This window comes from Sphingomonas sp. (genome assembly GCF_965227385.1).
Lineage (GTDB): Bacteria > Pseudomonadota > Alphaproteobacteria > Sphingomonadales > Sphingomonadaceae > Sphingomonas.
In genome coordinates this window covers 2,023,240-2,048,802 of the sequence record NZ_OZ245750.1, presented here as the reverse complement: position 1 = coordinate 2,048,802, position 25,563 = coordinate 2,023,240, and the positions used below count along the sequence as shown (strand labels likewise).

Sequence of the window (25,563 nt, the reverse complement as noted above, 5' to 3'; positions counted from 1 at the left end):
TTAGCGCCGCGCCATCACCGCGATCCGATCGGCCAGAACGTTATTGCGCACCGTCACCGCGTCGCGCGACCAGTTCCCGACAAAGGTCGTCGACTCCTTGAAGCCCGGCGACAGCCACGCCTTGTTTCCCTCGATCACCAGCCCTGCAGAGCTGTGCTTTGCCCCTTCCGGCGCGACGGCGATGATCGTGCCGTAATTGTCCTTGGCCGGTCCCTGTTCGAACGCATTACCCGCGATCCGGCCCGATGCGCCGTTGGACAGGTCGATCGCGTAATTGGTGTTGCGACCCAGGCTGTCATCGAAGCTGGAGTTGAGGATTTCCACGCGCGGCGCGCGGACCTTCACATAATGGCCGCCCGTCCCGCGCTCGAAGCGGGATTCGAACACGCGCAGGCTGCCGTAATTGCCGACATAGATGGCGTGCGCGCCATTGCCGGTCGGGTCCTTGCCCAGGCCAGCGAAGGTCGAGCGCTCGATGGTGATCGATCCGCGCGGGTCGCTGGCGGTGAGGATGCCGCACTGGCCGTCGATGAACATTGCGTTGGTGACAAAGAGATTGCCGGTTTCGAGCCGGATGCCGGCGCCGTTGCCGTCCTCCACCAGCGTGCGCATGAACACGATGCCGTCGACCTTCGCGGCCCGGCCGCGCAGGACCAAGGTCGCCTTGCCCTCACAGATTGCGCGATCGAACACCGCCTTGCCTGGCACCTGCGCGACATAGGTGATGTCGCCCGCCTCCTGCACCGCGCATTCGCCATAGCGGCCCGGTGCAATGCGGATCGTGCCGCGGCGCTCGCCGATCGCGGTGACCGCTTCCTGGAGGCTGGAGAAGGACTGGCCGGTTTCCGCGATGGTGAACGGCGCCTCCTGCCCCTGTGGTAGCGCGGGGGCGGTGGTGGCGAACAATGCGGCGGCGAGCGTGAACAGGCGCATGGGGAAGCTCCGGCGGTTTGCCGGAGGATATGCGCCCGGAATGTTAAAAAGCCCCTCCCGCGTGCGGGAGGGGCTCGGATGGGTCAGGCGTCGGCCGTTTCCTTGGTCAACGCGGTCTTGATTGCGTCGATAAAGGCAGGGATGTCGTCGGGATTGCGGCTGGTGATCAGGTTCTCATCGACCACGACCTCTTCATCCACCACCGTCGCGCCGGCATTTTCCAGATCGGTGCGCAGGCTGGGCCAGCTCGTCGCGCGCTTGCCGTCGACGATGTCGGCCTCGATCAGCAGCCAGGGTGCGTGGCAGATCGCGGCGACGGTTTTGCCGTCGTCGAAGAACTCCTGGATCAGCCCGATAGTGGTGTCGTCCATGCGCAGCGTGTCGGGATTGTGAACGCCGCCGGGCAGCACCAGCGCGTCGAAATCCTCGCTGTCGACATCGCTGACCAGCGTGTCGGGGGTGATGCTCTCACCCTTTTCACCGCCGCTTTCGCCGGTAATCGGGTCCAGCTTCAGCGACGCCAGCGTCACCTGAACGCCCGCGTCGATCAGCGCCTGACGCGGCTTCATCAGTTCGGATTGTTCGAATCCGTCGGTTGCGATCATCAGCACGCGTGCCTGGGAAAGCTCGGCCATATTCATTCTCCTCGTGGGGGTTGCCCCCTCAACAGGTCAGTTGCGCGCGGGTTCCGGAACGATGCGGCGGGATGCGCATTGATCCGCCATGACGAGGGCGAAATGAGCGGCGCGCTGCGCTATTGCGACGATCGGCAACCCGGCATCACGCGAAAGGCGGTGCGCGGCGGCTGGGGCTATTGGGATGCGGATGGCAACCGCATCACCGATCGCGACGAGATCGACCGGCTGAACGCGATCGCCCTGCCCCCGGCCTATACCGACGCCTGGTATTGTCCGCATGCCGACGGGCATCTGCAAGCGACCGGGATCGATGCGCGCGGGCGCAAGCAATATCGCTACCACCCCGATTTCCGCGCCGCGCAGGAAGCGGCGAAGTACGACCGCTGCGCCAGTTTTGGCCATCGCCTGTCGCGCCTGCGCGCGAAGATCGAAACCGACCTGCGCAAGCGCGCGCTGAGCCGTGACCGCGCGGTAGCGGCGGTGGTGCGGCTGCTCGACCTTGGCCATATCCGTGTCGGGAATGAGGGCTATGCCAAGGCGAACAAGAGTTTCGGCGCGACCACGCTGCGCCGCCGCCACGCCAAGCTGGAGGGCCGGAGCCTCAAGCTGCAATATCGCGCCAAGTCGGGCCGCATTCGCGTGCTGCGCATCACCGACGGCAGCCTGATCGGCTTCGTCAGGAAATGCCAGGATCTGCCGGGCCAGCATCTGTTCGGCTGGCTCGACGATGCGGGCGAGGCGCATCCCGTGACGTCGAGCGACGTCAACGCCTATATCCGCGACGCGATGGGCGATGATTTCACCGCCAAGCATTTCCGCACCTGGGGCGCGAGCGTGATCGCGTTCGAGACGCTGGCGACCGCGCCCGGCCACGTGGGACTGAAGACGCTGCTGGAGCCGGTGACCGCTGCGCTGGGCAATACGCCGAGCATCGCCCGCAAATCCTATGTCCACCCCAATCTGATCGAACTCGCCAAGGACCGCGATGCGCAGGCCGCGTTTCGCGAGACTCTCGCGCTCCCGCGCACCACGCGCTACCTGTCACGCGCGGAACGCGGGCTCATCGCCTTTCTCGAGCGTGACGGGATCACAGCCCAGGCTGCCTGAAGGATCTACATGACCGTTTCCAATACCGCCGCCGCCGCCGAACAGGCCGCCGCCAACTCCAGCGAAGCGCTTGAGGTACAAACGCGCGCCTTCTTCACCGATTCAAGCCTGTGGGTGCAAACCCACTGGCTCCAAATCTTGATCGCGGCGGGGATTGCCGCCGGAATTTTCTTCCTGCTGCATGGATTGCGCCGCTGGGGGATGAAGCTGTGCGATCGCTCGGTCGGCCCGGCTGGCTGGGGCACGATCATCGGGCGCGCAGTATCGCGCACCGGCAATTTCTTCATCATCATGACCTCGGCCAAACTGGTGTCGGGCTATGCCATGCCGCCGGAGATGGTCGCGCGGACGATCAATTTCCTGTTCACCGTCGCGGCGGTGTTTCAGGGGGCGATCTGGGCGCGCGAGATCATTCTGGGCGCGATCGAGAAGAAGACCGAGGCCGAAAATTATCACGGCGAGGCGCTGTTGTCCGCGCTGGGCCTGATCCGCCTGCTCGTCACCGTCGCGCTTTTCGCGATCGCCTTGGTGGTGGTGCTCGACAATCTCGGCGTCAACGTGACCGGTCTGGTCGCCGGTCTGGGCGTCGGCGGCATCGCGATCGGTCTGGCGGCGCAGGGCATCTTTGCCGACCTGTTCGCCGCGCTCGCGATTATCTTCGACAAGCCGTTCCGACGTGGTGATAAGGTGACCTACGACCAGACCACCGGCGTGGTTGAACAGATCGGCCTCAAGTCCACCCGTGTGCGATCGTTCGATGGCGAAGTGCGGATCATCGCCAACAAGCAGTTGCTCGACAAGGAGATCCAGAACATCTCCAATCGCGACCATATCCGCATCAAGCTGCCGGTGGGTGTCGCCTATGAGACCCCGCCGGAGCAGCTTGAGGCTCTCCCCGAAATCCTGACGGGCATCGTCGAAGAGGCAGGCGGCAACGTGGCGCGGGCCAGCTACGAAGGGCTCGGCGCAAGTTCGGTCGACTTCAACCTATGGTTCGACATCCCGGGCGACGACTGGCCGACCGCGCACAAGGTGCGGGACAAGGTCATTATTGGCATCCTGCGCCGCTTTGCCGCAGAAGGCATCTCGATCCCCTATCCGACCCAGACCACCTACACTGCGGACCCGAGCGGCAAGCTGATCCTGCCCTATCCCGAGGTGCAGCCGGTCATGCGGGTGGACAAGGACGCGGGAGAGCGCTGATTCGGCGCTCCCCTCATGGTTTTAGAAGATCGGGTTTGGCGATCCGGCCCCATCTTCCCTTACGGAAGGCGATCGTTTCGCATTTCCAGTAGGCCCCACTTGCCCCGCGCCCCGCTTCGCCTTAGATGCGGGGGAGAGCTTGCCGCAGGGGTTTGTCATGGCCGATACCGACACGCAGGACCGCGTCACCATCCAGCAGCTTGCGGCGCAGGCGGGCGACGAACGCGTGTCGGACTGGGTGACCGTGTCGCAGGAGATGATCGACAAGTTCGCCGATGCGACCGGCGATCATCAGTTCATCCATGTCGATCCGGCCAAGGCCGCGATGACCCCGTTCGGCGGCACGATCGCGCACGGGTTTCTGACCCTGTCGCTGATGCCGCTGCTCAGCCAGAAAACGCCCCAGCCCCGGATCGAGGGGCTGAAAATGGGCGTCAATTATGGGGGCAACAAGGTCCGGTTCCTGACGCCGGTACGGTCGGGCAGCCGGGTGCGCGGGCGGTTCAAGACGCTCGAACTGGTCGAGAAGCGTCCCGGCCAGTGGCAGCAGACCGTCGAATTCACCATCGAGATCGAGGGGCAGGACAAGCCTGCCTTGATCGCCGAATGGATCAGCCAGCTTTTTGTATAGACAATAAACCGAAGGGACTGTCCGCATGCGTTCTGCCGTTATCGTTTCCACTGCCCGCACCCCGATCGGCCGCGCCTATCGCGGTGCGTTCAACGCGCTTCCGTCCCAGACGCTTGCCGCCAAGTCGATCGAGGCCGCGGTCGCGCGCGCCGGTATCGATGGCGCCGAGGTGCAGGACGTGATCCTGGGCGCTGCGCTGCAGCAGGGACATCAGGCTGGCAATATCGCGCGTCAGGCGTTGCTGCGTGCGGGCTTGCCCACCAGCGTGTCGGGCATGTCGGTCGACCGCCAGTGCGCCAGCGGCCTGATGGCGATCGCCACCGCCGCCAAGCAGATCGTGGTCGACAACATGGACATCACCATCGGCGGGGGCGTGGAGAGCATCAGCCTGGTCCAGACGCCGCAGATGCGCGTCGCGATGGATCCCGAACTGCTGGCGATGCACAATGACGTATACATGCCGATGCTGCAGACCGCCGAAGTGGTCGCCGCGCGCTATGGCGTCAGCCGCGAGGCGCAGGACGAATATGGCTTCAAGTCGCAGCAGCGCACCGCCGCCGCCCAGGCCGCCGGCAAGTTCGACGACGAGATCATCCCCGTCACCGCGACGATGAACATCGTCAACAAGGAGACGAAGGAAGTCTCGCAAAAGGAAGTGACGCTGACCAAGGACGAGGGCAATCGCCCCGAGACCACGCTGGAGGGGCTTCAGTCGCTCCAGCCGGTCGTCCCGAACGGCACCGTCACCGCGGGCAACGCCTCGCAGCTGTCGGACGGCTCTTCGGCCAGCGTGCTGATGGAGGAAAAGGTCGCCGAAAAGCGCGGCCTGACCCCGCTCGGCCGCTATGTCGGCATGGCGGTCGCCGGCACCAAGCCCGACGAGATGGGCATCGGCCCGGTCTATGCGATCCCCGCACTGCTCGACCGCTTCAACCTCAAGATGGACGATATCGGCCTGTGGGAGCTGAATGAGGCGTTCGCGGTACAGGTGCTGTACTGCCGCGACAAGCTCGGCATCCCGGACGAGCTGCTCAACGTCAATGGCGGGTCGATCTCGATCGGCCACCCCTATGGCATGACCGGCGCACGCTGCACCGGCCACGCACTGATCGAGGGCAAGCGCCGAGGTGCCAAGTACGTCGTCGTGACGATGTGCGTCGGCGGCGGCATGGGCGCGGCGGGGCTGTTCGAGGTTCTCTAACGGCTCCCCCGACTGAAATCGAAAAGCCGGCGGAGCGATCCGCCGGCTTTTTTCCTGTGGGTTGGATGCCACGCAAAACTTGGCCGCGCTTGACGCCGCGCAGGTGGTGGCACATCGCAGGCGGATGGCGAACCGACAGTCCTTCACGCATCGCATCCGGGTTGAGGCGCATGCCGTGTGGCTCGCGGTGCGCGATCCGCGCACGCCGGTGTTTGCCAAGCTGGTCGGCCTGCTGGTCGCCGCCTATGCGCTGTCGCCGATCGACCTGATCCCCGACTTCATCCCGGTGCTGGGGCTGGTCGATGACGCAATCCTGATCCCGGCAGGCGTGTGGCTGTTCGAAAAGCTGGTTCCCGCCGTGCTAATGGCGGAGCACCGCGCGACGGCGGAGCGGGCCGCCGAGCGCCCGGTGAGCCGCTGGGGCATCGCCATCGTGATCGCGCTTTGGGCGCTGATCGCGTTCGTGGTCTACGAGTTCCTGATGCTGGGCTACGACTGACGCGGGCGCGGCCCGCTCAGCTGTGCGTCGCGATCCACTCTTCCAGCACCGGGGCGATGCGGTTGCGCCATTTGCTGCCGTTGAAGATGCCGTAATGGCCGACATCCGGGGCCATGTGGTATTTCTTCATCTTGGCCGGCAAGTTGGTCGCAATGGTCAGCGCGGCCTTGGTCTGGCCAAGGCCCGAGATATCGTCCTTCTCACCCTCGATCGCGAGGATCGCAGTGTCGGTAATCGCGGCCGGATCGACGCGGCGGCCGCGGTGCATCATCTCGCCCTTGGGCAGCGCGTGCGACTGGAACACGACATCGATCGTCTGGAGGTAGAATTCCGACGTCATGTCGCACACCGAGCGATATTCGTCGTAGAAACGCATCGTCGCCTCGGCGCTCTCATCATCGCCCTTGACCAGATGCTTGAACATTTCCCAGTGGGAATTCATGTGGTTGCCCAGGTTCATCGTCATGAACCCGGCGAGCTGGAGGAAGCCCGGATAGACGGTGCGCCCCGCGCCCGGGTAGGTTCCAGGCACGGTTGCGATCACATTCTGACTGAACCAGCTGTGCGGACGTTCGGTCGCGAGCGTGTTGACGGCGGTCGGTGCCTCACGCGTGTCGATCGGGCCGCCCATCATGGTCAGCGTGCGCGGCGTGTTGGGATGCTTGTCGGCGTTCATCAGCGCGACAGCGGCATAGACCGGCACCGAGGGCTGGCAGACGGCGAGCACATGCGGGCGAGCATCGCCCTCCGCGCCGATCGTGGCGAGAAATTCTATGACATAATCGACATAGTCATCGAGATCGAACCGCCCATCGCTAAGCGGCACCTGCCGCGCGTCGCGCCAGTCGGTGATGTAGACATCGGCAACCGGCAGCATCCGCTGCACCGTGCCGCGCAGCAGCGTCGCGAAATGGCCGCTCATCGGCGCGACGATCAGCAGCTTGGGACCGCCCGCGACGCCCTCGCGCACGAAGCGCTTGAGCTGGCCGAACGGTTTGCGCAGCACGATTTCCTCACGGACCTCGACCCGCTTGCCGTCGATCTCCGTGAAATCCAGCCCAAATTCGGGCTTGCCGCGCGGTGCCGAAGCATGCGCGAACACTTCCAGAGCGGAGGCGAGGATCGGGCCGCCGCCGAAATAGGCAAAGGGATTGGCCGGATTGTTGAGCAGGCCCGCGCTGAAATTCGCCAGCGCACTCGCGCCGGCCAGCATCGAGCGCTGAAGTTCGTAGGCGTTATACAGCATCGGCAATCAACATCCCCGCCCCGGGCGGGGCAATGACAACGGTCTCACAGACTTTATAGCGCGCTCATGCTGCAGTGCAAACGCGGCGTACCGGATTTTCGATCCGTGAAGCCTGTTCCCTTGCATCCCGCTTCGCGTTAGGCGGCGGCATGGCCCAGCCCACACCGCCCCCCGCCCCTGCCCCCGCCCCGCCGCAGCGCAAGCTGTCGAGCCTGACGATCGTGTGGGGCTATACGCGCCGCTATCCGCTCCAGCTGACGCTGGCGATCGTCGCGCTGCTGCTGGCCGCCGGTGCGACGCTGTGGATCCCCCGCACGTTCAAGGAAGTGGTGGACAAGGGCTTCGGCCCGACTTCCGATCCGGCGCAGATCGGCGGCTATTTCCAGGGGCTGTTGCTGGTCGTGGTGGTGCTCGCCTTTGCCACCGCGATGCGCTTCTATTTCGTGTCGTGGCTGGGCGAGCGCACCGTGGCGGACATGCGGGCGGCGGTGCATCGCAACCTGCTGCGCCTGCCCCCGCGCTGGTTCGAGGAGAACCGCCCGTCGGAAATCGCCAGCCGCCTCACCGCAGATACCGCCGTGGTGGAGCAGATCGTCGGTACCACCGTCTCGGTCGCGCTGCGCAACCTGCTGATCGCGATCGGCGGCACGCTGTACCTGTTCGTGCTGGCGCCGAAAATCGCCGCCTATCTTCTGGTCGGGATTCCGGTGATCGTGCTGCCGATCATGTGGCTGGGCGGGCGCGTGCGCCGCTTTTCGCGCACCAGTCAGGATCGTGTCGCCGACATCGGCTCGATCGCGTCGGAAACGCTCGGCGCGATGCGGATCGTGCAGGCATTCGGGCAGGAAGATCGGGAGAGTGCGCGGTTCCAGGACGCGGTCGATCGCGGCTTCTCGACCGCGCGCAAGCGGTTCGCGACCCGCGCGCTGATGACCGCGCTGGTCATCTTCGCGCTGTTCACCGCGATTACCCTCATCATGTGGGACGCGGTCTATGGCGTCGCGCAGGGGCGGATTTCGGGCGGGTCGATCACCGCCTTCGTCATCACCGCCGGCCTGGTGACCGGTGCGTTCGGCGCGCTGACCGAAGTCTATGGCGATCTGTTGCGCGCATCGGGCGCCGCCGCGCGGCTGGCCGAGCTGTTGTCGGAGGAGCCGGAGATCGCTGCCCCCGCCAATCCGGTGGCGCTGCCCGAGCCGGCGCAGGGTGCGATCGCGTTCGATCACGTCACCTTCCGCTACCCGACGCGGCCCGAGGTTTCGGCGCTGAACGACTTCACCCTGTCGGTCGCGCCGGGCGAGACGGTGGCGGTGGTCGGGCCGTCAGGCGCGGGCAAGTCGACCTTGTTCCAGCTGGTCCAGCGCTTCTACGACCCCGAGGCGGGCGAAGTGCGCGTCGATGGCGTGCCGCTGCCCAAGGCCGATCCGGCGCAGGTGCGCGCGCGCATGGCGATGGTGCCGCAGGAGACGGTGATCTTTGCCGCCAGCGCCCGCGACAATCTGCGCTATGGCCGCTGGGACGCGACCGAGGAGCAGATCTGGCAGGCCGCCGAGGCCGCCAATGCCGCCGAGTTTCTGCGCGAACTGCCACAAGGGCTTGACACCTTCCTTGGCGAAGACGGCGCGCGGCTGTCGGGCGGGCAGCGCCAGCGCATCGCCATCGCCCGAGCGCTGCTGCGCGATGCGCCGATCCTGCTGCTCGACGAAGCGACCAGCGCGCTCGATGCGGAAAGCGAGCGGCTGGTGCAGGATGCGCTCGAGCGGCTGATGCAGGGGCGCACGACTTTGGTCATCGCCCACCGCCTCGCCACCGTGCGTGCGGCGCAGCGCATCATCGTGATGGATGAGGGGCGCATCGTTGAGACCGGCACGCATGGCGAACTGGTCGCGAAGGGCGGCCTCTATGCCCGGCTCGCCAGCCTGCAATTCAGCGAAACGGTCTAGAGCCTAGTCGGGCTCTAGTAGCGCGAGAGATACCAGGCAGCGAAGGCGAGCACCGCACCGAGCGCGAGCGCAACCTTTAGCTTCGGATTACGCGTCGATTCGCGCTCGCGACCCATGCGGTCGAGGTCGAACCAGTAATGTGCCGGATGCGCTTCGCGGATCACGCCGGTCGCGCGCAATCGATCGAACGCGGCGCGCTCGACCGGACCTGGCGCATATTCGATCGCGGTACCAGGCGAGATCGCGCGATGCTCGGCGAAATGGCGCTGGACACGAAACTGGCCAAGATCGGATGCGCCGTTGAGCGGCATGGTGTGCGATTCTCCGTTGAAGCGCCGATAGTCGGAAAGCGAGCGCGCGGTTTCAAGGCCACGGATAGATGGACCTTTGCCCGACGCAGAATTCCCCTGCTCGCCTGTGCGCGGGTCGGACGGTAGAGCGCGGCATGCGCTTTCGCCTGTTCCAGCCGATTCTCGCCGGTGCACGGCCGCTCGACCGGGTCATTGCCTGTATCGGAGCGACGATCTGTCTCGCGCTGACCATGGCGATCGGCGCAGGGCTGGAGCTGACCGCAGCGGACCTGCCATTGATCGTCGCGCCGATGGGGGCGTCGGCGGTGCTGATCTTTGCCGTGCCTGCCAGCCCCTTGGCGCAGCCCTGGCCGGTGGTGGGCGGGAACACCCTTTCGGCACTGGTCGGGATCGCGGTCTATCGGCACATCCCCGATCCGATGATCGCCGCGGGACTTGCCGTCGGGCTGGCCATCCTGGCGATGTCGCTGTGCCGGTGCCTGCACCCGCCGGGTGGCGCCGCTGCGCTCACCGCCGTGATCGGAGGCGAGAGCGTGCATGCGGCGGGCTATTCCTTCGCCCTTGCTCCGGTCGCGCTCAATTCGGTCGCGCTGGTGATGCTGGCGATGGTGTTCCACCGGCTGTCGACGCACAGCTACCCGCATCGCGCGGCGCCTGTGGCGATGCCCCCAGTGGCAAGCGGGCTGCACCTCGACGATATCGACCGGGCGCTCGCGGAGCTGCCCGACAGTTTCGACATCAGTCGCGAGGATCTGGACGTGCTGCTGTCGCTGGCGGAAACCCACGCGCGGGCGCGACGCGGGCACTGACCCGGCCTTTCAATTTTTGGAAAGTGCGGTACGCTCGGGCAAAAGCTTGAGAGGATGGCATGACCCGCGAATTCGATCTCATCGTTTATGGCGCGACCGGCTTCACCGGTCGCCTCGTCGCCGAATATCTGGCGCAGCGTTACAATGATGGTTCGCTCAAATGGACAATGGCCGGCCGCTCGCTAACTAAGCTCGAACGGGTCCGCGACGAGATCGGCGCGCCCGCGGACACCCCGCTGCTCACCGCCAATGCCGACGATCCCGCCGCACTGCGCGCCTTGACCGCGCGGGCGACCGTCGTGCTGACCACGGTCGGGCCGTATCAGCTCTATGGCAATGATCTGGTCGCGGCGTGCGTCGAGACCGGCACCGCCTATGTCGACCTGTGCGGCGAGCCCAACTGGATGCACGACGTGATCGCGCGGCATCAGGATGCGGCGAAGGCGAGCGGCGCGCGCATCGTGCTGTCGTGCGGGTTCGATTCGATCCCCTTCGACCTGGGCGTGTGGACCGCCGAGCAGGCGGCGATCGCCAAATGGGGCCGCCCCGCCCCGCGCGTGAAGGGCCGCGTGCGCAAGATGCAGGGCACCTTCTCCGGCGGCACCTTCGCCAGCGGGAAGGCGACGGCGGCGGCGGCGGCGAAGAACCCGGCGGTGTTCAAGGTTCTGCTCGATCCCTTCGCGCTTACGCCCGGCTTCACCGGCCCGGACCAGCCCAAGGGGGTGATGCCCGAATATGACGCGGCGGCCGGCGGCTGGGTCGCCCCGTTCGTGATGGCGGTGATCAACACCAAGAATGTCCATCGCACCAACTTTCTCGCCGGCCACCCCTATGGCACCGACTTCCGTTATGACGAGATGATGGTCGCCCCGGGCCTTGGCGACATCGGCAAGGCTGCGGCCGAGGCGATCGCCAAGATGAACCCGATGAATGCCGACAAGGGCCCCGCTCCCGGCGAAGGCCCGTCAAAGGAAGAGCGCGAGGCGGGCTTCTACGAAATCGACTTCATCGCGGAGATGCCGACCGGGGAGTCGCTGACCTGCACCGTCACCGGCGACCGCGATCCCGGCTATGGCTCAACCAGCAAGATGATCGCCGAGGCCGCACTCTGCCTGATCCGCGATGTCGCGGGTGAAGGCGGGGTGTGGACGCCGGGCGCGCTGATGGCGCAGCCGCTGAAGGCGCGACTGGAGGCGAATGCCGGGCTGAAGTTCGTGGTGAAGCCCTAGCCGACGTAGAAGAACGTCGTCAGCACCAGCGCGAGCGCGACCGATACCGCGATCAGCACCGGGGCGCGCTTGCGGCGGTGGTGCGCGATCACCGCATCGTGCGCGCGCAGGTCGAGCCAGTAATAGCCCTGCCCCTCGCGCCGGATCACACGTTGCGCGATCAGCTTGTCGAACACCGGCTTGAGCTCGGCAGGCGGGGTATAGAGGATGGTGCTGAGCGGCGTGATCGCGTGCTCGGCGCAGAAATGATCGACGATGCGCCGGCGCCCGCGCGCGAACTTCGTGATCGGCACCGATTCGACGACGGCCATGCCAAACCCCCTTCGTCACCCCGGCCTCGTGCCGGGGTCCACCGCGACGCGAGCTCAAACCTTGAGCCGCATGCGCTGCGCTTGCCGCACAGTGGACCCCGGAACAAGTCCGGGATGACCAACATTTTTAGCGCTTGCGCCCCTGATGCTTGATGTTCGCTGGACGCCCGCGCCGCTTCAGCGGACGCGGCGGGCCGGACTTGCGCCGCTCGCCGTCCGGACGCGGGCCTGATCCGCTGCCCTTGCCGTCGGGCAGTTCGAAGCGCAGCGCGCCCGATACCGGGTTCGCTTCGACCAGCTTGAGCTGCAACCGCTGCCCCAGCGCGAACTCAGCGCCAGTATCCTCGCCCACCAGCCGCTGCCCGGCCTCGTCATAGCGGAAATATTCACGCCCCAGATCGCGCGCCGGAACCAGCCCGTCGCCCCCGATGCCATCGACCGTCGCAAAGAACCCGAACGACTGCACCCCGGTGATCCGCGCATCCAGCACCTCGCCGACATGGCTGGCCAGATAGGCGGCGACATAGCGGTCGATCGTATCGCGCTCCGCCTCCATCGCACGGCGCTCGAGCTTGCTGATCAGCTCGCCGGTCCGCTCCATGTCCTTGTCCGCCGGCAACTCGCCGCCCGGCCCCAGCTTGAACGCCTCGGTCAGCGCGCGGTGGACGACAAGGTCGGCATAGCGGCGGATCGGCGAGGTGAAGTGCGCATAGCTGCCCAGCGCCAGCCCGAAATGTCCGGCATTTTGCGGGCCGTAATAGGCCTGGGTCTGCGTCCGCAGCACCTGCGTCATCACCTCGGCGTGGAAATCCGCCTCCTTGGTCCGCGCGATGACATGGTTGAACGTCTTGGGCCGGATCACCTGCCCCAGCGCAAATTCGACATCGAGCGTCTTCAAATACTCCTTGAGCGCGACCAGCTTTTCGCGGCTCGGCGGCTCATGGATGCGGTACATGACCGGCGCCTTTTTCTTCTCCAGCGCCTTGGCCGCCGCGACGTTGGCGGCGATCATGTAATCCTCGATCAGCTTGTGCGCGTCCAGCCGCTCGCGCGGCGCGACCGACAGAATGCGGCCCTTTTCGTCGAGCACGATCCGCCGCTCGGGCAGGTCGAGGTCGAGCGGCTCACGCTTCGTCCGCGCCTTGTTGAGCGCGGCCCAGCAATCCCACAGGGGTTGGAGGATCGGTAACAAGTCCCCCTCCCGCTCGCGGGAGGGGTTAGGGGAGGGCATGTCCGCCGAGAGAGCCGTCTGATTGGAAAGGCCCTCCCCCGGCCCCTCCCGCTCTGCGGGAGGGGAGACATGCGCATCGATCGCCGCCTGGGCGTCCTCATAGGCGATGTTCGCCGCCAGCTTCACCACCGCGCGGCTGAAGCGCCAGTCCCTGATCTCGCCATCCGCGCCAATGCGCATGTGGCACGCCAGCGCCGCGCGATCGACGCCCTCCTTCAGCGAGCACACATCTGCCGACAACACCTCCGGCAGCATCGGCACGACGCGGTCAGGGAAATAGACGCTGTTCCCCCGCTTGCGCGCCTCGCGGTCGAGCAGCGATCCGGGGCGGACGTAAAAGCTCACATCGGCAATCGCGACGATCGCCTTCCACCCACCCGTGTTCGCGGGATCGTCGTCGGGCGTCGCCCACACCGCATCGTCATGGTCGCGCGCATCGGCCGGGTCGATCGCGACGATCGGCAGGTCGCGCAGATCCTCGCGCCCCTCGCCCAATGGCTGCTTCGCCACCCGCTCCGCCTCGGCGAGCAATTCCTCCGAGAAGATGTGCGGGATTTCATGCTTGTGGATCGCGATCAGCGAAAAGCTGCGCGGCGCGAACGGGTCACCCAGGATTTCGGTGACCTTGGCGAACAGGCGCGGCCCCTTCCCCGTCACTTCGGCCATCACCAAATCGCCCGGCTCGGCGCCGTTGCGGTCGGAGATGACGGGGCTGGTGCGCTCCTTCTTGTCGAGGCCCTGCAGATAGAGCCGCCCGCCCTCTTCATGCACGACGCCCAGCACCGCGCCGTCGCCCTTGGCGAGCTTCTTCATCGGGTGGGCGATCAGGCCCTTCCCGGCCTCTTCGGTGCGCGCAAGGATGCGGTCGCCGACACCCAGCGCGCCGCCCGGCCCGCGCTTCTCGCGCACACGCAGGCGGGGCACCGGAATGCCCTCCGCCTCCCAACGTTCGGGCACCGCCCAGACCGTGTCGCCATCGGCCTCGACGATGCGCAGCACCGTCACCTTGGGCACGCCGCCCATCTTGTGAAAGGCGCGGCCGGGGGCGACGTCGATCAGCCCCTCGTCGCTCATGTCCTTGAGCAGCGCCTTGAGCGCGATCTTTTCCTGCGCGGACAGGCCAAAGGCGCGCGCGATCTCGCGCTTTCCTGCGGCTTGCTCCGACGAAGTGATGAAATCGATGATCTGTTGGCGGGTCGGCAGGCCCGGAACGGGCTTCGACTTTGCGTTTTTCTGTTTTGCCATTGGCCGCCAACATAGCTCTTCGCCGCTGCAAAACCAAATGCGCCGCAGAAAATACCCGTCCGCTGCGACCTGCACAGGCGCGGCGCTTCTACAATCGGACCAGTCCCTTTCCGCTCCGGGAGCCCCGCCGATGCGCCTCAATCGCCGCCATTTGTTCGCCGCTGTCGCCGCCGGCGGTGCTGCGCTTGCCACCCGCCCGCTGATCGCGTCCGAGAGTGGACATGCTGCGTCGACAATTACCCCGGAAACCGCCCTGGCGACGCTCAAGAAGGGCAATCAGGCCTTCACCATGGGCCGTGCGTTCAATTATGGCCTGAACGACGGCCAGCGTCGCGCCTTCCTTGCCGGGCAGCGTCCATTCGCGACGATCGTCTGCTGCTCCGACAGCCGCGCCGCGCCCGAACAGATTTTCGAGACCGGCGTGGGTCAGCTGTTCGTCGTGCGCAATGCAGGGAGCACCGTCGCCAATGCCCAGGCGATGGGCAGCATCGAATATTCGGTCGTCCATCTCGGCGTGCCGTTGATCGTGGTACTCGGCCATTCGGCGTGCGGCGCGGTCAAGGCCGCGATCGAGGTGGTGGACAAGGACGCCAAGCTGCCCGGCAGCCTCGGCCATATGGTCGAACCGATCGTCCCGGCGGTGCATACCGCGCACAACAGCCCCGGCGATCTGGTCGAAAATTCGATCCGCGAAAATGTGCATCAGGTCGTGCATGACCTGCGCGCGCCCAGCCAGCGCCTGATCGCCGCACCGCGCCGCGCGGGCAAGCTGAAGATCGTCGGCGCGGAATATCACCTCGCCTCGGGCATCGTCGAGTTTTTCGACGTCGAATAGGCGGGTCGCTTTCCGGCGCGTCGCCGCATAGGGTGCGGCGGTGTCCTGTGATCTGCTCATCATCGGCGGCGGCATCAATGGCTGCGCGATCGCGCGCGAGGCGGCGTTGCTGGGGCTCCGGGTCGTGCTGGTCGAGCGCGACAGCCTCGCCGCACACACCTCATCCGCGTCAAGCAAATTGATCCATGGCGGCCTGCGCTATCTGGAGACCTATGAATTCCGGCTGGTGCGTGAGGCGCTGGTCGAGCGGGAGCGGATGCTGGCGACCGCGCCGCAGCTGATCCGCCCGATGGCGTTCGTCCTGCCGCATGCCCATGCTGTGCGCCCGCGCTGGATGGTGCGCGCGGGGCTCTATCTCTACGACCTGCTCGGCCTTGGCTCCTCGCTCCCGCGGTCGCGCGCGCTACGTCGCGACGACCCGCGCCTTGCCCCGCTGACCTCAGGGACCAGCGGCTTTCTTTACTGGGACGCGCAGGTCGACGATGCGGCACTGGTCCGCGCCAATGCACAGGATGCTGCGGGGAATGGGGCGGAGATCATCACCGGGGTAGCGGTGACGGGAGCACAGCGGGATGCAGACCGCTGGACGGTGACACTCTCCGACGGGCGCACGATCGACGCCCGCGCGATCGTCAACGCCGCCGGGCCATGGGTGCGCGACCTGCTGGACACGCTCGGTGTCGCCACGACCAGCGGCCTGCGGCTGGTCAAGGGCAGCCACATCATTGTCCCGGCGCTGTGGGAGGGCGACCATGCCTATATCCTGCAACAGCCCGACCGCCGCGTCGTCTTTGCCGCACCGTGGCGGGGGGAGACGATGATCGGCACCACCGATGTCCCCGTGGATCACCCCGGCGACGCGGGCATTGATGCCGGTGAGATCGCCTATCTCTGCGCCGCTGCGAACCGCTATTTCCGGCGCCAGATCACCGCTGCCGACGTGACCGGCAGCTGGTCCGGCATCCGCGCGCTCTACGACAATGGCGCGGACGAGGCGCGAACGGTGACGCGCGACTATCATCTCGACTTCGACACAAGCGCTGCGCCGATCCTGTCGGTGTTCGGCGGCAAGATCACCACCGCCCGCGCGCTGGCCGAACATGCGCTGTCGAGACTGGCCCCCGAACTTCACTTCACCACCCGGCCGGTCACGCGCGACCGCCGCCTCCCCTGACATGGACCTTTTCGCGGGTTCGAGCGCTTAACCCCGGCAACCTGAACTCAAGGAGGCCAGTATGAGCGTCGAAGGAAAGCTGAAGGAAGCCGCAGGCTTCGTAAAGGAAGAGCTGAACGAGCATCGCGACTCGCCCGAGGGCAAGCAGGCCGCTCAGGAAGGGCGCGATCTGCGCAACGAAGGCCGGATCGAGGACGGCAAGATGCCGAAGACGACCGAGCCCGGCACCGGCGCCGAGTAAGCTTCAACTGCCCCCGCTTCGGCGGGGGCAGTCATTTCTGGCTCAATAGGCCCGCGCGACCAGGATGCGTTCCACCGCCGGCTTGCCGGTGAAGATGCAGGCACCTTCTGCCGGCGCAGCATCGAGCGGCACGTTGCGGAAGGTCAGCTTGAGCGCCTTGATCCGTTCGACCACCGCGTCCAGCTCTGCGCCCTCGGGCTTGCTCCACTGCACCTCGACCCAGCCCGGATATTTCCCCGACCCTTCGAAATGCGCCTTGAGCGCGTCGAAGCTCTCGACCCCGCGCACGATGTTCGCATCCAGCCGAGCGCGCGCGTCGGCGTGCAGCCCGGCCTGGATCTCTTCTAGCAGCGCCGCCGCACCCGCGACGAAATCATCCTTCGCCACCACCGCGCTGTCGAGCTTGCCGTCTTCGCGATACAGCCGGTCGCGGCGGATCACCGATACATTGCCCCCCGCCATGTCGCGTCCCCCGACCTCGATCACCATCGGCGCGCCCTTCTTGACCCAGCCCCAGCGCTTGGTCGCGGCCTTGACCGCCTTGAGGTCGAGCAACGCGCGCACCGGCTCGCCCAGCGCCAACGCCTTGGCGAGCTCGGCCTGCAGCCCCTTGCAATAGTCGATCAGCGCGGCGTCCTCGTCCGTGTCGCGCAGCATCGGCACGATCACGATCTGCCACGGCGCGATGCGCGGCGGCACGCGCAGCCCGTCATCGTCGCCATGCACCATGATCACGCCGCCGATCATGCGCGTCGACACGCCCCAGCTGGTCGTCTGCGCCAGTTCCTGCACGCCTTCCGCATTCTGGTACTTGATGCCCTGCGCGCTGGAGAAGGTGGTGCCGAGGAAGTGCGAGGTGCCCGCCTGCAGCGCCTTGCCGTCCTGCATCATCGCCTCGATGCTGTAGGTCGCGACCGCGCCGGGGAAGCGTTCATTCTCCGGCTTCTCGCCCGCGACGACCGGCATCGCGAGGCAGGTTTCGGCGAACTCGCGATACACCTCCAGCATCTTCATCGTCTCTTCGCGCGCCTCGTCGACCGTGGCGTGGGCGGTATGCCCCTCCTGCCACAGGAATTCGGCGGTGCGCAGGAACATGCGGGTGCGCATTTCCCAGCGCACGACATTGGCCCATTGGTTGATCAACACGGGCAGGTCGCGCCACGACTGGACCCAGCGCGCCATCGCCGCGCCGATCACCGTTTCGGACGTCGGGCGCACGACCAGCGGCTCCTCCAGCTTCGCCTCGGGATCGGGCACCAGCCGCCCGTCCTTCTGGATCAGCCGGTGATGCGTGACGACCGCCATCTCCTTCGCGAAGCCGTCGACATGCTCGGCCTCTTTCTCGAAGTAGGACAGCGGGATGAACAGCGGGAAATAGCAATTCTCATGCCCCGTCGCCTTGATGCGATCGTCGAGCAGCCGCTGGATACGCTCCCAGATGCCATAGCCCCATGGCCGGATGACCATGCACCCGCGCACGCCGCTCTCCTCCGCCATATCGGCTTCGGTGATGACGGCCTGATACCAGGCGGCGAAATCCGCTTCGCGGGTGACATTGAGTGCGCGTTTGATCATGGCTGCGCGATTAGCGCGGGAAATCCGGCCCGTCACGCCCCTTCGCGGGTTGCCCCATGCCGCACCCCCGCTTAGGCGTTCGCAGGTGCATCGTGATCGCGTCCTTACCGGCCTGGGCCTGCGTCTGCTCGCCATCCTGATGCTCTCGACCATGGGCGCGCTGATCAAGCTGGCGGAGCGGGGCGGCGCCAACCTCGCCGAGATCATGTTGTTTCGTCAGCTGTTCGCGATCCCCTTCATCCTCGCCTGGATCGCCGCGGGCCCGGGAATGCGATCGATCCGCACGCAGCACTTCGGGCTGCATGTGAACCGCACCGTGATCGGGCTGACCGGCATGGTGTTCAATTTCGGCGCGGTGCTGCTGCTCCCGCTGGCCGAGGCGACGACCTTCTCCTTCACCGCGCCGATCTTCGCCACGATCCTTGGAGCATTGGTGCTGCACGAAAAGACCGGCTGGCGGCGCTGGGCGGCGGTGATCGCGGGCTTTGTCGGCGTCGTGCTGGTCGCGCAGCCCGGCGACGGGCATATCCCGCTCGCCGGCGCGCTGGTCGGGCTGACCGCCGCCTTCTTCGTCGCGCTGATCGCGATCCAGCTACGCCAGATGGCCAAGACCGAGCGGCCGGCGACCACCGTCTTCTGGTTCTCGACGCTATCGGTGCCGCCGCTCGCGATCGCCTACCCCTTCTTTGCGCAGATGCACGACTGGCAGACCTTCGCGATCCTGATCGGCATCGGGCTGATCGGCGGCGCGGGCCAGCTCGCGCTCACCGCCGCGCTGCGCTTCGCCCCGGTTTCGGCCGTGGTGCCGATGGACTATTCCAGCCTGATCTGGGCGACGCTTTATGGCTATGTGCTGTTCGGCGTGCTGCCCAGCCAATGGACCTGGATCGGCGCCCCGATCATCGTCGCCAGCGGCCTCTACATCGCATGGCGCGAACAACGCCTGGGCCTGGCGCGGCGCGCGGGTCCGGTCGAGGCGGTTGCGGATGTGGACGAAGACTGAAGGGCGCGCTGGCGCGGGGGTGTTGCGGCGTCTGTTTTCAGGATTTCGAGGTCTGTTCGGTAATGGCTGCAAATGGGTGGCTAGCTGCCGTTCGTTATGCGCCCCAAACCGTATAGTTAGGGCGCCTTGCCTTTGAGAAGCTGGACGAGGCCGAACATACACGCGCAAGCCAACAGCAGCGGCGTGGCGAGCAAGATGCAAACCATCGCCGTCTCTACAATCCCAGCTGACCCTACCAGCGCCAGCGGATTGCCCACCCAAGAGACGCCAAACCCAAAGGCTGCTAAAAGCGCAAAGCCGAAGATGGCAAGAGTCACGCCTTCAATGATCTTGCCCATTCCGCGGATGCTCACCTCGCCACTGGATGTTGCCGATTGTGACTTCATCGGATGATGACCGCAATGGGGTCGTTAGCCGAAAGGCAGGTAACGGACCGAACCCACGCTAAGCCGCCGCTGCGACCCGCACCGCCACCCTACGCGCCACCACCGCCGCGATACACCAGCATCAGATTATTCGCCGGCATCGCCACCCGCCCGGTGCGTGCGAAGCCGTGCTCCGCCGCGAGCCGGTCCAACTCCGCCACATCGCGCAAACCCCATTCCGGATTGCGCGCCTTGAGCGATTCATCGAACGCCAGGTTCGACCCCGCCGTCTCCACCCCCGCCTCGCGATAGGGGCCGTAGAGGATCAGCGGCCCGCCCGACGGCAACAGCGCGGCGCACGCGCGGAACAGCCCGACCGTCGCCGCCCACGGGCTGATATGCACCATGTTGATGCACAGCACCGCATCGGCGGCCGCAATCGGCCACTCCCCCGCCGCCGCATCGATCGCCAGCGGCGGCGCGACATTGGCAAACCCTGCGCACCACGACGCGATCGACGCCCGCGCCGCCGCGTCGGGATCGCTGGGCACGAAGATCAGGTCTGGGAAACGCTCAGCGAAGAACGCGGCGTGCTCCCCGCTCCCGCTCGCGACCTCCAGCACCGTGCCGCGCGCCGGCAACAGCGTCGCCAATTCCGCCGCGATCGCCTCGCGGTTGCGCAGCGTGGCGGGCGCATGCTTGCGCACCGCGCCGCTGTCCTCCGCGACGATCCACGGCGTAGGGTCGCTCATTTTTTGGGGGCGCAGGCGGAGCGGTCGCCCGCCTTGCACCGCGCAACCTGTGCCTCCCACTCGCCGCGCGCCCGCGCGGCTTCTGCCTCGCGCCGCGCCACATCGGCGCGCCACGCTGCCATCTTGGCCTCATGCTCGGCCTTTTGCCGCGCGAGATAGAGTTCGTAGTCGGTCTTGCGCTCCAGCGTGATGCGGGCGACGCGATCCGCTTCGGCCTGATCGCGCTGCCGCTGGGCGTCATACATCCGCTGCGCTTCGATCCGGTCCGCGTCCTGCTCGGCCTGCGGGATGCGCGGGTCCTGCCCCGCCATCGCCGGTGCCGTCATCATCATCGCCACGATCAGAGCCAGTGCGCCGCGCATCATCGCCTCCCCAAAAGCAAACGGGCGGCGGCCGAAGCCACCGCCCGCCTGGGAGCCGGACTAGATCGAAACCCGGCCCGGTTAAACAGACGAAATGCGTTATTCGGCGGCCTGGGCCTGGGCCGGCTCCTTCCACACCAGCACCGGCTTGCGCGCGGCCAGCGTCTCGTCGAGCCGGCGGCGCGGCGCGAAGTGCGGCGCGGATTTGAGCGCGGCGTCGCCCGCCTTGGCCCGCTGCGCGACCGAGCGGAAGGCACCGATGAACTGGTCCAGCGCCGCCTTGCTCTCGGTCTCGGTCGGCTCGACCAGCATCGCGCCATGGACGACCAGCGGGAAATAGACCGTCATCGGGTGGAAGCCCTCGTCGATCAGCCCCTTGGCGATGTCGAGCGTCGAGAAGCCTTCGGCCAGCCCACGGTCGCTGAAGATCGCCTCATGCATGCACGGCCCGCTGGCAGCGAAGGGCGCGTCGAGCATGTCCTCCAGGCTGCGGAGGACATAGTTGGCGTTGAGGACGCTGTCCTCGGCAACCTGCTTCAGCCCGTCCGCGCCGTGCGACAGGATATAGGTCAGCGCGCGGGTGAACATGCCCATCTGGCCGTGGAACGAAACCATGCGGCCAAAGCTGGAGCCGTGATGCTCGCCCGCGGTCTCCTCTTCGACCAGCACGAAGCGGCCATCCTGCTGCTCGACGAACGGCAGCGGCGCGAACGGCGCCAGCGCCTCCGACAGCACCACCGGCCCCGAACCCGGCCCACCACCGCCATGCGGGGTGGAAAAGGTCTTGTGCAGGTTGATGTGCATCGCATCGACGCCAAGGTCGCCGGGGCGCACCTTGCCGACAATCGCGTTGAAGTTCGCGCCGTCGCAATAGACGTATCCGCCGGCGGCATGGACCGCGTCGCTGATCGTCTTGAGGTCGCGCTCGAACAGGCCGCAGGTATTGGGGTTGGTGATCATCACCCCCGCCACGTCCGGTCCCAGCCGCGCGGTCAGCGCCGCGACATCGACGCGCCCGTCCGGGGTTGCCGGAATATCCTCGACCGTAAAGCCCGCGAACGCCGCCGTCGCCGGGTTGGTGCCGTGTGCGCTTTCGGGGACCAGCACCACGCGGCGATCCTCGCCCCGCGCTTCCAGCGCCGCCTTGATCGCCAGGATACCGCACAGCTCGCCATGCGCGCCCGCCTTGGGCGACATCGCGACCGCCTTCATGCCGGTCAGCGTGACCAGCCAGTGCGCCAGCTGATCGATCACCTCGAGCGCGCCCTGCACCGTGTCGACCGGCTGCAGCGGGTGAATGTCGGCAAAGCCGGGCAGCCGCGCCATCCGCTCGTTGAGGCGCGGATTATGCTTCATCGTGCAGCTGCCCAGCGGGAAGAATCCGAGGTCGATCCCGTAATTCTGGCGCGACAGGCGGGTGTAATGGCGCACCGCCTCCGGCTCGCTCAGACCCGGAAGGCCGATGTCGCGGTGCCGCTCCAGCCCACCCAGCCGCGACGCCGCCTTGGGCGCTTCGGCGAAATCGACGCCGGTGGTGTCGAGCGATCCGATCTCGAAGATCAGCGCCTCTTCCAGCATCAGCGCGCGGTTGCCGGTAAAGGTCGCTGCCGCCTCACCCTCGACCGCGTTCATCTGCGGACGCCAGCCGCTCTGGTTGATCGTGCTCATGCCAGCACCTCCTGGAGAGCGGCGGCAAGGGTTTCGACATCCTCCGCCGTGGTGGTTTCGGTGACCGCGACGACCAGGCCGTTCTCCAACGCCCCCTCGCCCGGACAGAGGCGACCCAGCGACACGCCGGCGAGGATGCCCTTGTCGGCAAGTGCGCGCACGACGGGGCGTGCTTCCTTGGGCAGCTTCAGCGTGAACTCGTTGAAGAAGGTCGGGGTCACCAGCTCGACGCCCGGAACCTGCGCCAGCCGATCCGCCGCCGCGCTCGCGCCGGCATGGTTGAGCGCCGCGAGCTGCCGCAGCCCCTTTTCGCCCAGCAACGTCATGTGCACCGACCACGCCAGCGCGCACAGCACCGAGCTGGTGCAGATATTCGACGTCGCCTTCTCGCGCCGGATATGCTGCTCGCGCGTCGACAGCGTCAACACGAAGCCGCGCTTGCCTTCCGCATCCACCGTCTCGCCGGTCAGGCGACCGGGCATCTGGCGGACGTACTTTTCCTTGCACCCGAACAGCCCGACATAGGGTCCGCCGAACTGCAGCCCGACGCCGATCGACTGGCCTTCGCCCACGACGATGTCCGCGCCCATCTCGCCCGGCGACTTGATCGCGCCCAACGCCACCGGCTCGGTCACCACCGCGACCAGCAGCGCCTTCTTCGCCTGACACGCCGCCGCCAGCGCCGACAGGTCGGAAATGCGACCGAGAATGTCGGGATACTGCACCACGACGCACGAGGTGTCGTCGTCGATCAGGTCGATCAGCTTGGCCGTATCCGGCTCGGCAGTCAGCTCCGGCACCGCGGTCACCAGCGTGTCGCCGGTGTATTTGGCCATCGTATTGGCGACCGAGACATAATGCGGGTGCAGCCCGCCCGACAGGATCGCCTTGGCGCGCTTGGTGATGCGCCGCGCCATGCCGATCGCCTCCCAGCACGCGGTCGATCCATCATACATCGACGCATTGGCGACATCGGTACCCAGCAGGCGCGCGACCTGCGTCTGGAACTCGAACATCACCTGCAACGTGCCCTGCGCGATTTCCGGCTGATAGGGCGTGTAGGCGGTCAGAAACTCGCCGCGCTGGATGATGTGATCGACGCTGGCCGGGACGTGATGCTTGTAGGCGCCACAGCCGAGAAAGAACGGCGCACTTCCCGCCGACAGGTTTTTCGCCGCCAGTTTCGACATGTGCCGCTCAACCGCCAGCTCGCTGGCATGCATCGGCAGCCCCGCAACAGGCCCGCTGAGGCGCGCGCTTTCGGGAACATCGGCGAACAGATCATCGATCGTCGCGGCATTGACCGCGGCGAGCATCGCCTGCCGATCGGACGGGGTAAGGGGAAGGTAGCGCATCAATCTTCCTTCTCCCCTCCCGCTTGCGGGAGGGGTCGGGGGAGGGCCTGTCAGATCGTCTAGAGCGGAGCGCGTGAGGCCATGGACACGCCCTCCCCTAACCCCTCCCGCAAGCGGGAGGGGGACTTAAAGCTTGCTCACGAAGTCCGCGTACGCGCTTTCGTTCATCAGCCCGTCGAGCTCGCTGGTGTCGCTCAGCGTCATCTTGAAGAACCAGCCATCGCCTTCGGGGTCTTCGTTTACCAGCGCGGGGCTGTCCTCCAGTGCCGGATTGCCCTCGAGCACCGTGCCGCTGACCGGGGCATAGACGTCGCTCGCCGCCTTGACGCTCTCGACCACCGCGGCGTCATCGCCCTTGGCGACTTCCTTGCCTTCCTCGGGCACCTCGACGAACACGATGTCGCCCAGCTGGCTCTGCGCATAGTCGGTGATGCCGACGGTCGCGATTTCGCCGTCGAGTTCGATCCATTCATGATCTTCGGTGAAGTAACGGCTCATGTTCAGGCTCCCTGTCGGACATAGCGGTGGGGGACGAAGGGCATCTGCACCACTTCGCCATGATGGATCTTGCCGCGCTGGCTCAGCGTCACGCGCGTGCCGACTTCGGCCATCGCGGTCGGCACATAGGCCATCGCGATCGGCTTCTGCACGGTCGGGGCGAAGCCGCCGCTGGTGACGCGGCCGACTTCGTTGCCGGCATCGTCCAGCACCAGCGCACCCTCGCGCACCGGCTGGCGCCCCTCGACGATCAGGCCGACACGGCGCTGGATCGCGTCGTTCTCGCGCTCGTGCAGGATGCGCTCGGCACCCGGGAAGTTCGCTTCCGCGCGCCGACGCTTGCTCGCGACCGCAAAGTTCAGCGCCGCCATGATCGGCGTCGTCTCGGGGTCGAGGTCATGGCCATAGAGCGGCAGATCGGCCTCGAGCCGCAGCGAATCGCGCGCGCCAAGGCCGATCGGCTTCACCTCCGGCTCACCGCACAGCAGGTCGGCGACCTTGGCGGCCTGATCCGCGGGGATCGAGATTTCGAACCCGTCCTCGCCGGTATAGCCCGAACGGCTGATATAAGCCGGTACGCCGCCGATCTCGAACTTGCCGCCCTTCATGAAGACCAAGGCATCGAGCGGATACTCGCCCGTTACATGGCGGCTCAGCGCGTCGAACGCCTTGGGACCCTGCAGCGCCAGCAGCGCATGCTCGTCCATATGATTGATCTCGATATCGTCCGGCAGATGCTCGCGCAGATGGGCGATGTCGTCCCATTTGCACGCGCCGTTGACGACCATATAGATGCCACCCGGCCAGCGGCTGAACATCAGGTCATCGAGAATGCCGCCATTCTCGGCCAGCAGCAGCGAATATTTCTGCTGCCCCACCGCGACGCCCGCGACATCGGCGGGAATCAGCTTCTCCAGCTCGGCGTCGAGCCCTTCGCCCGACAGCAGCAGCTGGCCCATATGCGACACGTCGAACAGCCCGGCCGATTCGCGCACCCACAAATGCTCGGCCATGATGCCTTCATACTGGACGGGCATCTCATAGCCCGCGAACGGCACCATCCGCCCGCCGCGCGCGCGATGCCACGCATCGAGCGGCAGCAGCATCAGTTCTTCGACGAAATCGGGCTCGCCCGCTACGGTATCAGGGCTGTCGGTCACGCGCGTGCTCCAGAATTGACGACGGAATGCCGCACAAC

At 66.4% G+C, this 25,563-nt stretch carries 26 protein-coding genes; 12 read left to right on the top strand and 14 right to left on the bottom strand.

The window, feature by feature from the left end; translation table 11 throughout:
- Positions 1 to 933 carry a right-handed parallel beta-helix repeat-containing protein gene (locus ACO05N_RS09870; RefSeq protein ID WP_422056936.1) on the bottom strand — a complete coding sequence of 311 codons (933 nt, stop codon included), beginning with the start codon at positions 931 to 933 and terminating at the stop codon, positions 1 to 3.
- 83 nt (positions 934 to 1,016) lie between these two features.
- Entirely contained in the window at positions 1,017 to 1,568 is a 552-nt protein-coding gene (locus ACO05N_RS09865; protein WP_422056935.1) for a type 1 glutamine amidotransferase domain-containing protein, read from the bottom strand.
- Positions 1,569 to 1,670: 102 nt separating this feature from the next.
- Here ACO05N_RS09865 and ACO05N_RS09860 point away from each other — a divergent pair, with 102 nt between their 5' ends.
- The 5 genes from ACO05N_RS09860 to ACO05N_RS09840 all read left to right on the top strand — a co-directional run bounded on the left by ACO05N_RS09860 (position 1,671) and on the right by ACO05N_RS09840 (position 6,212).
- Positions 1,671 to 2,678, top strand: coding sequence for a DNA topoisomerase IB (locus ACO05N_RS09860; protein ID WP_422058731.1), 1,008 nt, complete (start codon positions 1,671 to 1,673; stop codon positions 2,676 to 2,678).
- A gap of 9 nt (positions 2,679 to 2,687) precedes the next feature.
- Positions 2,688 to 3,881, top strand: coding sequence for a mechanosensitive ion channel family protein (locus tag ACO05N_RS09855; protein ID WP_422056934.1), 1,194 nt, complete (start codon positions 2,688 to 2,690; stop codon positions 3,879 to 3,881).
- Positions 3,882 to 4,038: 157 nt separating this feature from the next.
- Positions 4,039 to 4,512, top strand: a complete 474-nt coding sequence (locus tag ACO05N_RS09850) for a MaoC family dehydratase (RefSeq protein WP_422056933.1) — start codon at positions 4,039 to 4,041, stop codon at positions 4,510 to 4,512.
- 25 nt (positions 4,513 to 4,537) lie between these two features.
- Positions 4,538 to 5,713 carry an acetyl-CoA C-acyltransferase gene (locus ACO05N_RS09845; RefSeq protein WP_422056932.1) on the top strand — a complete coding sequence of 392 codons (1,176 nt, stop codon included), beginning with the start codon at positions 4,538 to 4,540 and terminating at the stop codon, positions 5,711 to 5,713.
- 124 nt (positions 5,714 to 5,837) lie between these two features.
- On the top strand, positions 5,838 to 6,212 hold the full coding sequence (locus ACO05N_RS09840; RefSeq protein ID WP_422056931.1) for a YkvA family protein: 375 nt from the start codon (positions 5,838 to 5,840) through the stop codon (positions 6,210 to 6,212).
- Between the two features lie 16 nt (positions 6,213 to 6,228).
- On the opposite strand, the gene ACO05N_RS09835 is transcribed toward ACO05N_RS09840, so the two are convergent.
- Positions 6,229 to 7,458: a polyhydroxyalkanoate depolymerase gene (locus ACO05N_RS09835; protein WP_422056930.1), complete on the bottom strand. Its 1,230-nt coding sequence runs from the start codon at positions 7,456 to 7,458 to the stop codon at positions 6,229 to 6,231.
- A 149-nt stretch (positions 7,459 to 7,607) separates the two neighbouring features.
- On the opposite strand from ACO05N_RS09835, the gene ACO05N_RS09830 reads away from it, so the two are divergent.
- Positions 7,608 to 9,401: an ABC transporter transmembrane domain-containing protein gene (locus tag ACO05N_RS09830; RefSeq protein WP_422056929.1), complete on the top strand. Its 1,794-nt coding sequence runs from the start codon at positions 7,608 to 7,610 to the stop codon at positions 9,399 to 9,401.
- A 14-nt stretch (positions 9,402 to 9,415) separates the two neighbouring features.
- On the opposite strand, the gene ACO05N_RS09825 is transcribed toward ACO05N_RS09830, so the two are convergent.
- Complete coding sequence (locus ACO05N_RS09825) at positions 9,416 to 9,712, bottom strand: hypothetical protein (RefSeq protein ID WP_422056928.1); 297 nt, start codon at positions 9,710 to 9,712, stop codon at positions 9,416 to 9,418.
- Between the two features lie 134 nt (positions 9,713 to 9,846).
- On the opposite strand from ACO05N_RS09825, the gene ACO05N_RS09820 reads away from it, so the two are divergent.
- Both ACO05N_RS09820 and ACO05N_RS09815 read left to right on the top strand, forming a co-directional pair.
- A complete protein-coding gene (locus ACO05N_RS09820) occupies positions 9,847 to 10,521 on the top strand; it encodes an HPP family protein (RefSeq protein ID WP_422056927.1) in 675 nt (224 codons plus the stop codon).
- Between the two features lie 59 nt (positions 10,522 to 10,580).
- Entirely contained in the window at positions 10,581 to 11,750 is a 1,170-nt protein-coding gene (locus tag ACO05N_RS09815) for a saccharopine dehydrogenase family protein (RefSeq protein ID WP_422056926.1), read from the top strand.
- Here the strand turns inward: ACO05N_RS09815 and ACO05N_RS09810 are convergent.
- A complete protein-coding gene (locus ACO05N_RS09810; RefSeq protein ID WP_422056925.1) occupies positions 11,747 to 12,061 on the bottom strand; it encodes a hypothetical protein in 315 nt (104 codons plus the stop codon). The two genes, ACO05N_RS09815 and ACO05N_RS09810, sit on opposite strands and share 4 nt — an antisense overlap.
- Positions 12,062 to 12,188: 127 nt before the next feature.
- The gene (locus ACO05N_RS09805; protein ID WP_422056924.1) at positions 12,189 to 14,537 is read right to left on the bottom strand and encodes a ribonuclease R family protein; all 2,349 of its coding nucleotides are present in this window, start codon (positions 14,535 to 14,537) and stop codon (positions 12,189 to 12,191) included.
- Positions 14,538 to 14,667: 130 nt separating this feature from the next.
- Here ACO05N_RS09805 and ACO05N_RS09800 point away from each other — a divergent pair, with 130 nt between their 5' ends.
- The 3 genes from ACO05N_RS09800 to ACO05N_RS09790 all read left to right on the top strand — a co-directional run bounded on the left by ACO05N_RS09800 (position 14,668) and on the right by ACO05N_RS09790 (position 16,787).
- Complete coding sequence (locus ACO05N_RS09800) at positions 14,668 to 15,372, top strand: carbonic anhydrase (RefSeq protein ID WP_422056923.1); 705 nt, start codon at positions 14,668 to 14,670, stop codon at positions 15,370 to 15,372.
- A gap of 40 nt (positions 15,373 to 15,412) precedes the next feature.
- Positions 15,413 to 16,546 (top strand): glycerol-3-phosphate dehydrogenase, encoded by a 1,134-nt coding sequence (glpD, locus tag ACO05N_RS09795; RefSeq protein ID WP_422056922.1) that lies wholly within the window; start codon positions 15,413 to 15,415, stop codon positions 16,544 to 16,546.
- A 61-nt stretch (positions 16,547 to 16,607) separates the two neighbouring features.
- Positions 16,608 to 16,787 carry a hypothetical protein gene (locus ACO05N_RS09790; RefSeq protein WP_066657273.1) on the top strand — a complete coding sequence of 60 codons (180 nt, stop codon included), beginning with the start codon at positions 16,608 to 16,610 and terminating at the stop codon, positions 16,785 to 16,787.
- A 42-nt stretch (positions 16,788 to 16,829) separates the two neighbouring features.
- Here the strand turns inward: ACO05N_RS09790 and ACO05N_RS09785 are convergent, their stop codons facing one another.
- Positions 16,830 to 18,362 (bottom strand): aminoacyl--tRNA ligase-related protein, encoded by a 1,533-nt coding sequence (locus tag ACO05N_RS09785; RefSeq protein WP_422056921.1) that lies wholly within the window; start codon positions 18,360 to 18,362, stop codon positions 16,830 to 16,832.
- Between the two features lie 85 nt (positions 18,363 to 18,447).
- Here ACO05N_RS09785 and ACO05N_RS09780 point away from each other — a divergent pair, with 85 nt between their 5' ends.
- A complete protein-coding gene (locus tag ACO05N_RS09780) occupies positions 18,448 to 19,365 on the top strand; it encodes a DMT family transporter (RefSeq protein WP_422056920.1) in 918 nt (305 codons plus the stop codon).
- Between the two features lie 116 nt (positions 19,366 to 19,481).
- Here ACO05N_RS09780 and ACO05N_RS09775 read toward each other — a convergent pair whose 3' ends face one another.
- The 7 genes from ACO05N_RS09775 to gcvT all read right to left on the bottom strand — a co-directional run bounded on the left by ACO05N_RS09775 (position 19,482) and on the right by gcvT (position 25,471).
- Positions 19,482 to 19,751: a hypothetical protein gene (locus ACO05N_RS09775; RefSeq protein ID WP_422056919.1), complete on the bottom strand. Its 270-nt coding sequence runs from the start codon at positions 19,749 to 19,751 to the stop codon at positions 19,482 to 19,484.
- Between the two features lie 89 nt (positions 19,752 to 19,840).
- Positions 19,841 to 20,482, bottom strand: coding sequence for a DUF938 domain-containing protein (locus ACO05N_RS09770; protein ID WP_422056918.1), 642 nt, complete (start codon positions 20,480 to 20,482; stop codon positions 19,841 to 19,843).
- Positions 20,479 to 20,844, bottom strand: a complete 366-nt coding sequence (locus ACO05N_RS09765; protein ID WP_422056917.1) for a hypothetical protein — start codon at positions 20,842 to 20,844, stop codon at positions 20,479 to 20,481. The genes ACO05N_RS09770 and ACO05N_RS09765 overlap by 4 nt, the downstream gene beginning before the upstream one ends.
- Positions 20,845 to 20,943: 99 nt before the next feature.
- Positions 20,944 to 22,512 (bottom strand): aminomethyl-transferring glycine dehydrogenase subunit GcvPB, encoded by a 1,569-nt coding sequence (gene gcvPB / locus ACO05N_RS09760; protein ID WP_422056916.1) that lies wholly within the window; start codon positions 22,510 to 22,512, stop codon positions 20,944 to 20,946.
- Positions 22,509 to 23,867, bottom strand: a complete 1,359-nt coding sequence (gcvPA, locus tag ACO05N_RS09755) for an aminomethyl-transferring glycine dehydrogenase subunit GcvPA (protein ID WP_422056915.1) — start codon at positions 23,865 to 23,867, stop codon at positions 22,509 to 22,511. The genes gcvPB and gcvPA overlap by 4 nt, the downstream gene beginning before the upstream one ends.
- Before the next feature lie 126 nt (positions 23,868 to 23,993).
- On the bottom strand, positions 23,994 to 24,365 hold the full coding sequence (gene gcvH, locus ACO05N_RS09750) for a glycine cleavage system protein GcvH (protein WP_422056914.1): 372 nt from the start codon (positions 24,363 to 24,365) through the stop codon (positions 23,994 to 23,996).
- Between the two features lie 2 nt (positions 24,366 to 24,367).
- Positions 24,368 to 25,471, bottom strand: coding sequence for a glycine cleavage system aminomethyltransferase GcvT (gene gcvT, locus ACO05N_RS09745; protein WP_422058730.1), 1,104 nt, complete (start codon positions 25,469 to 25,471; stop codon positions 24,368 to 24,370).
- Between the last annotated feature and the right edge of the window lie 92 nt (positions 25,472 to 25,563).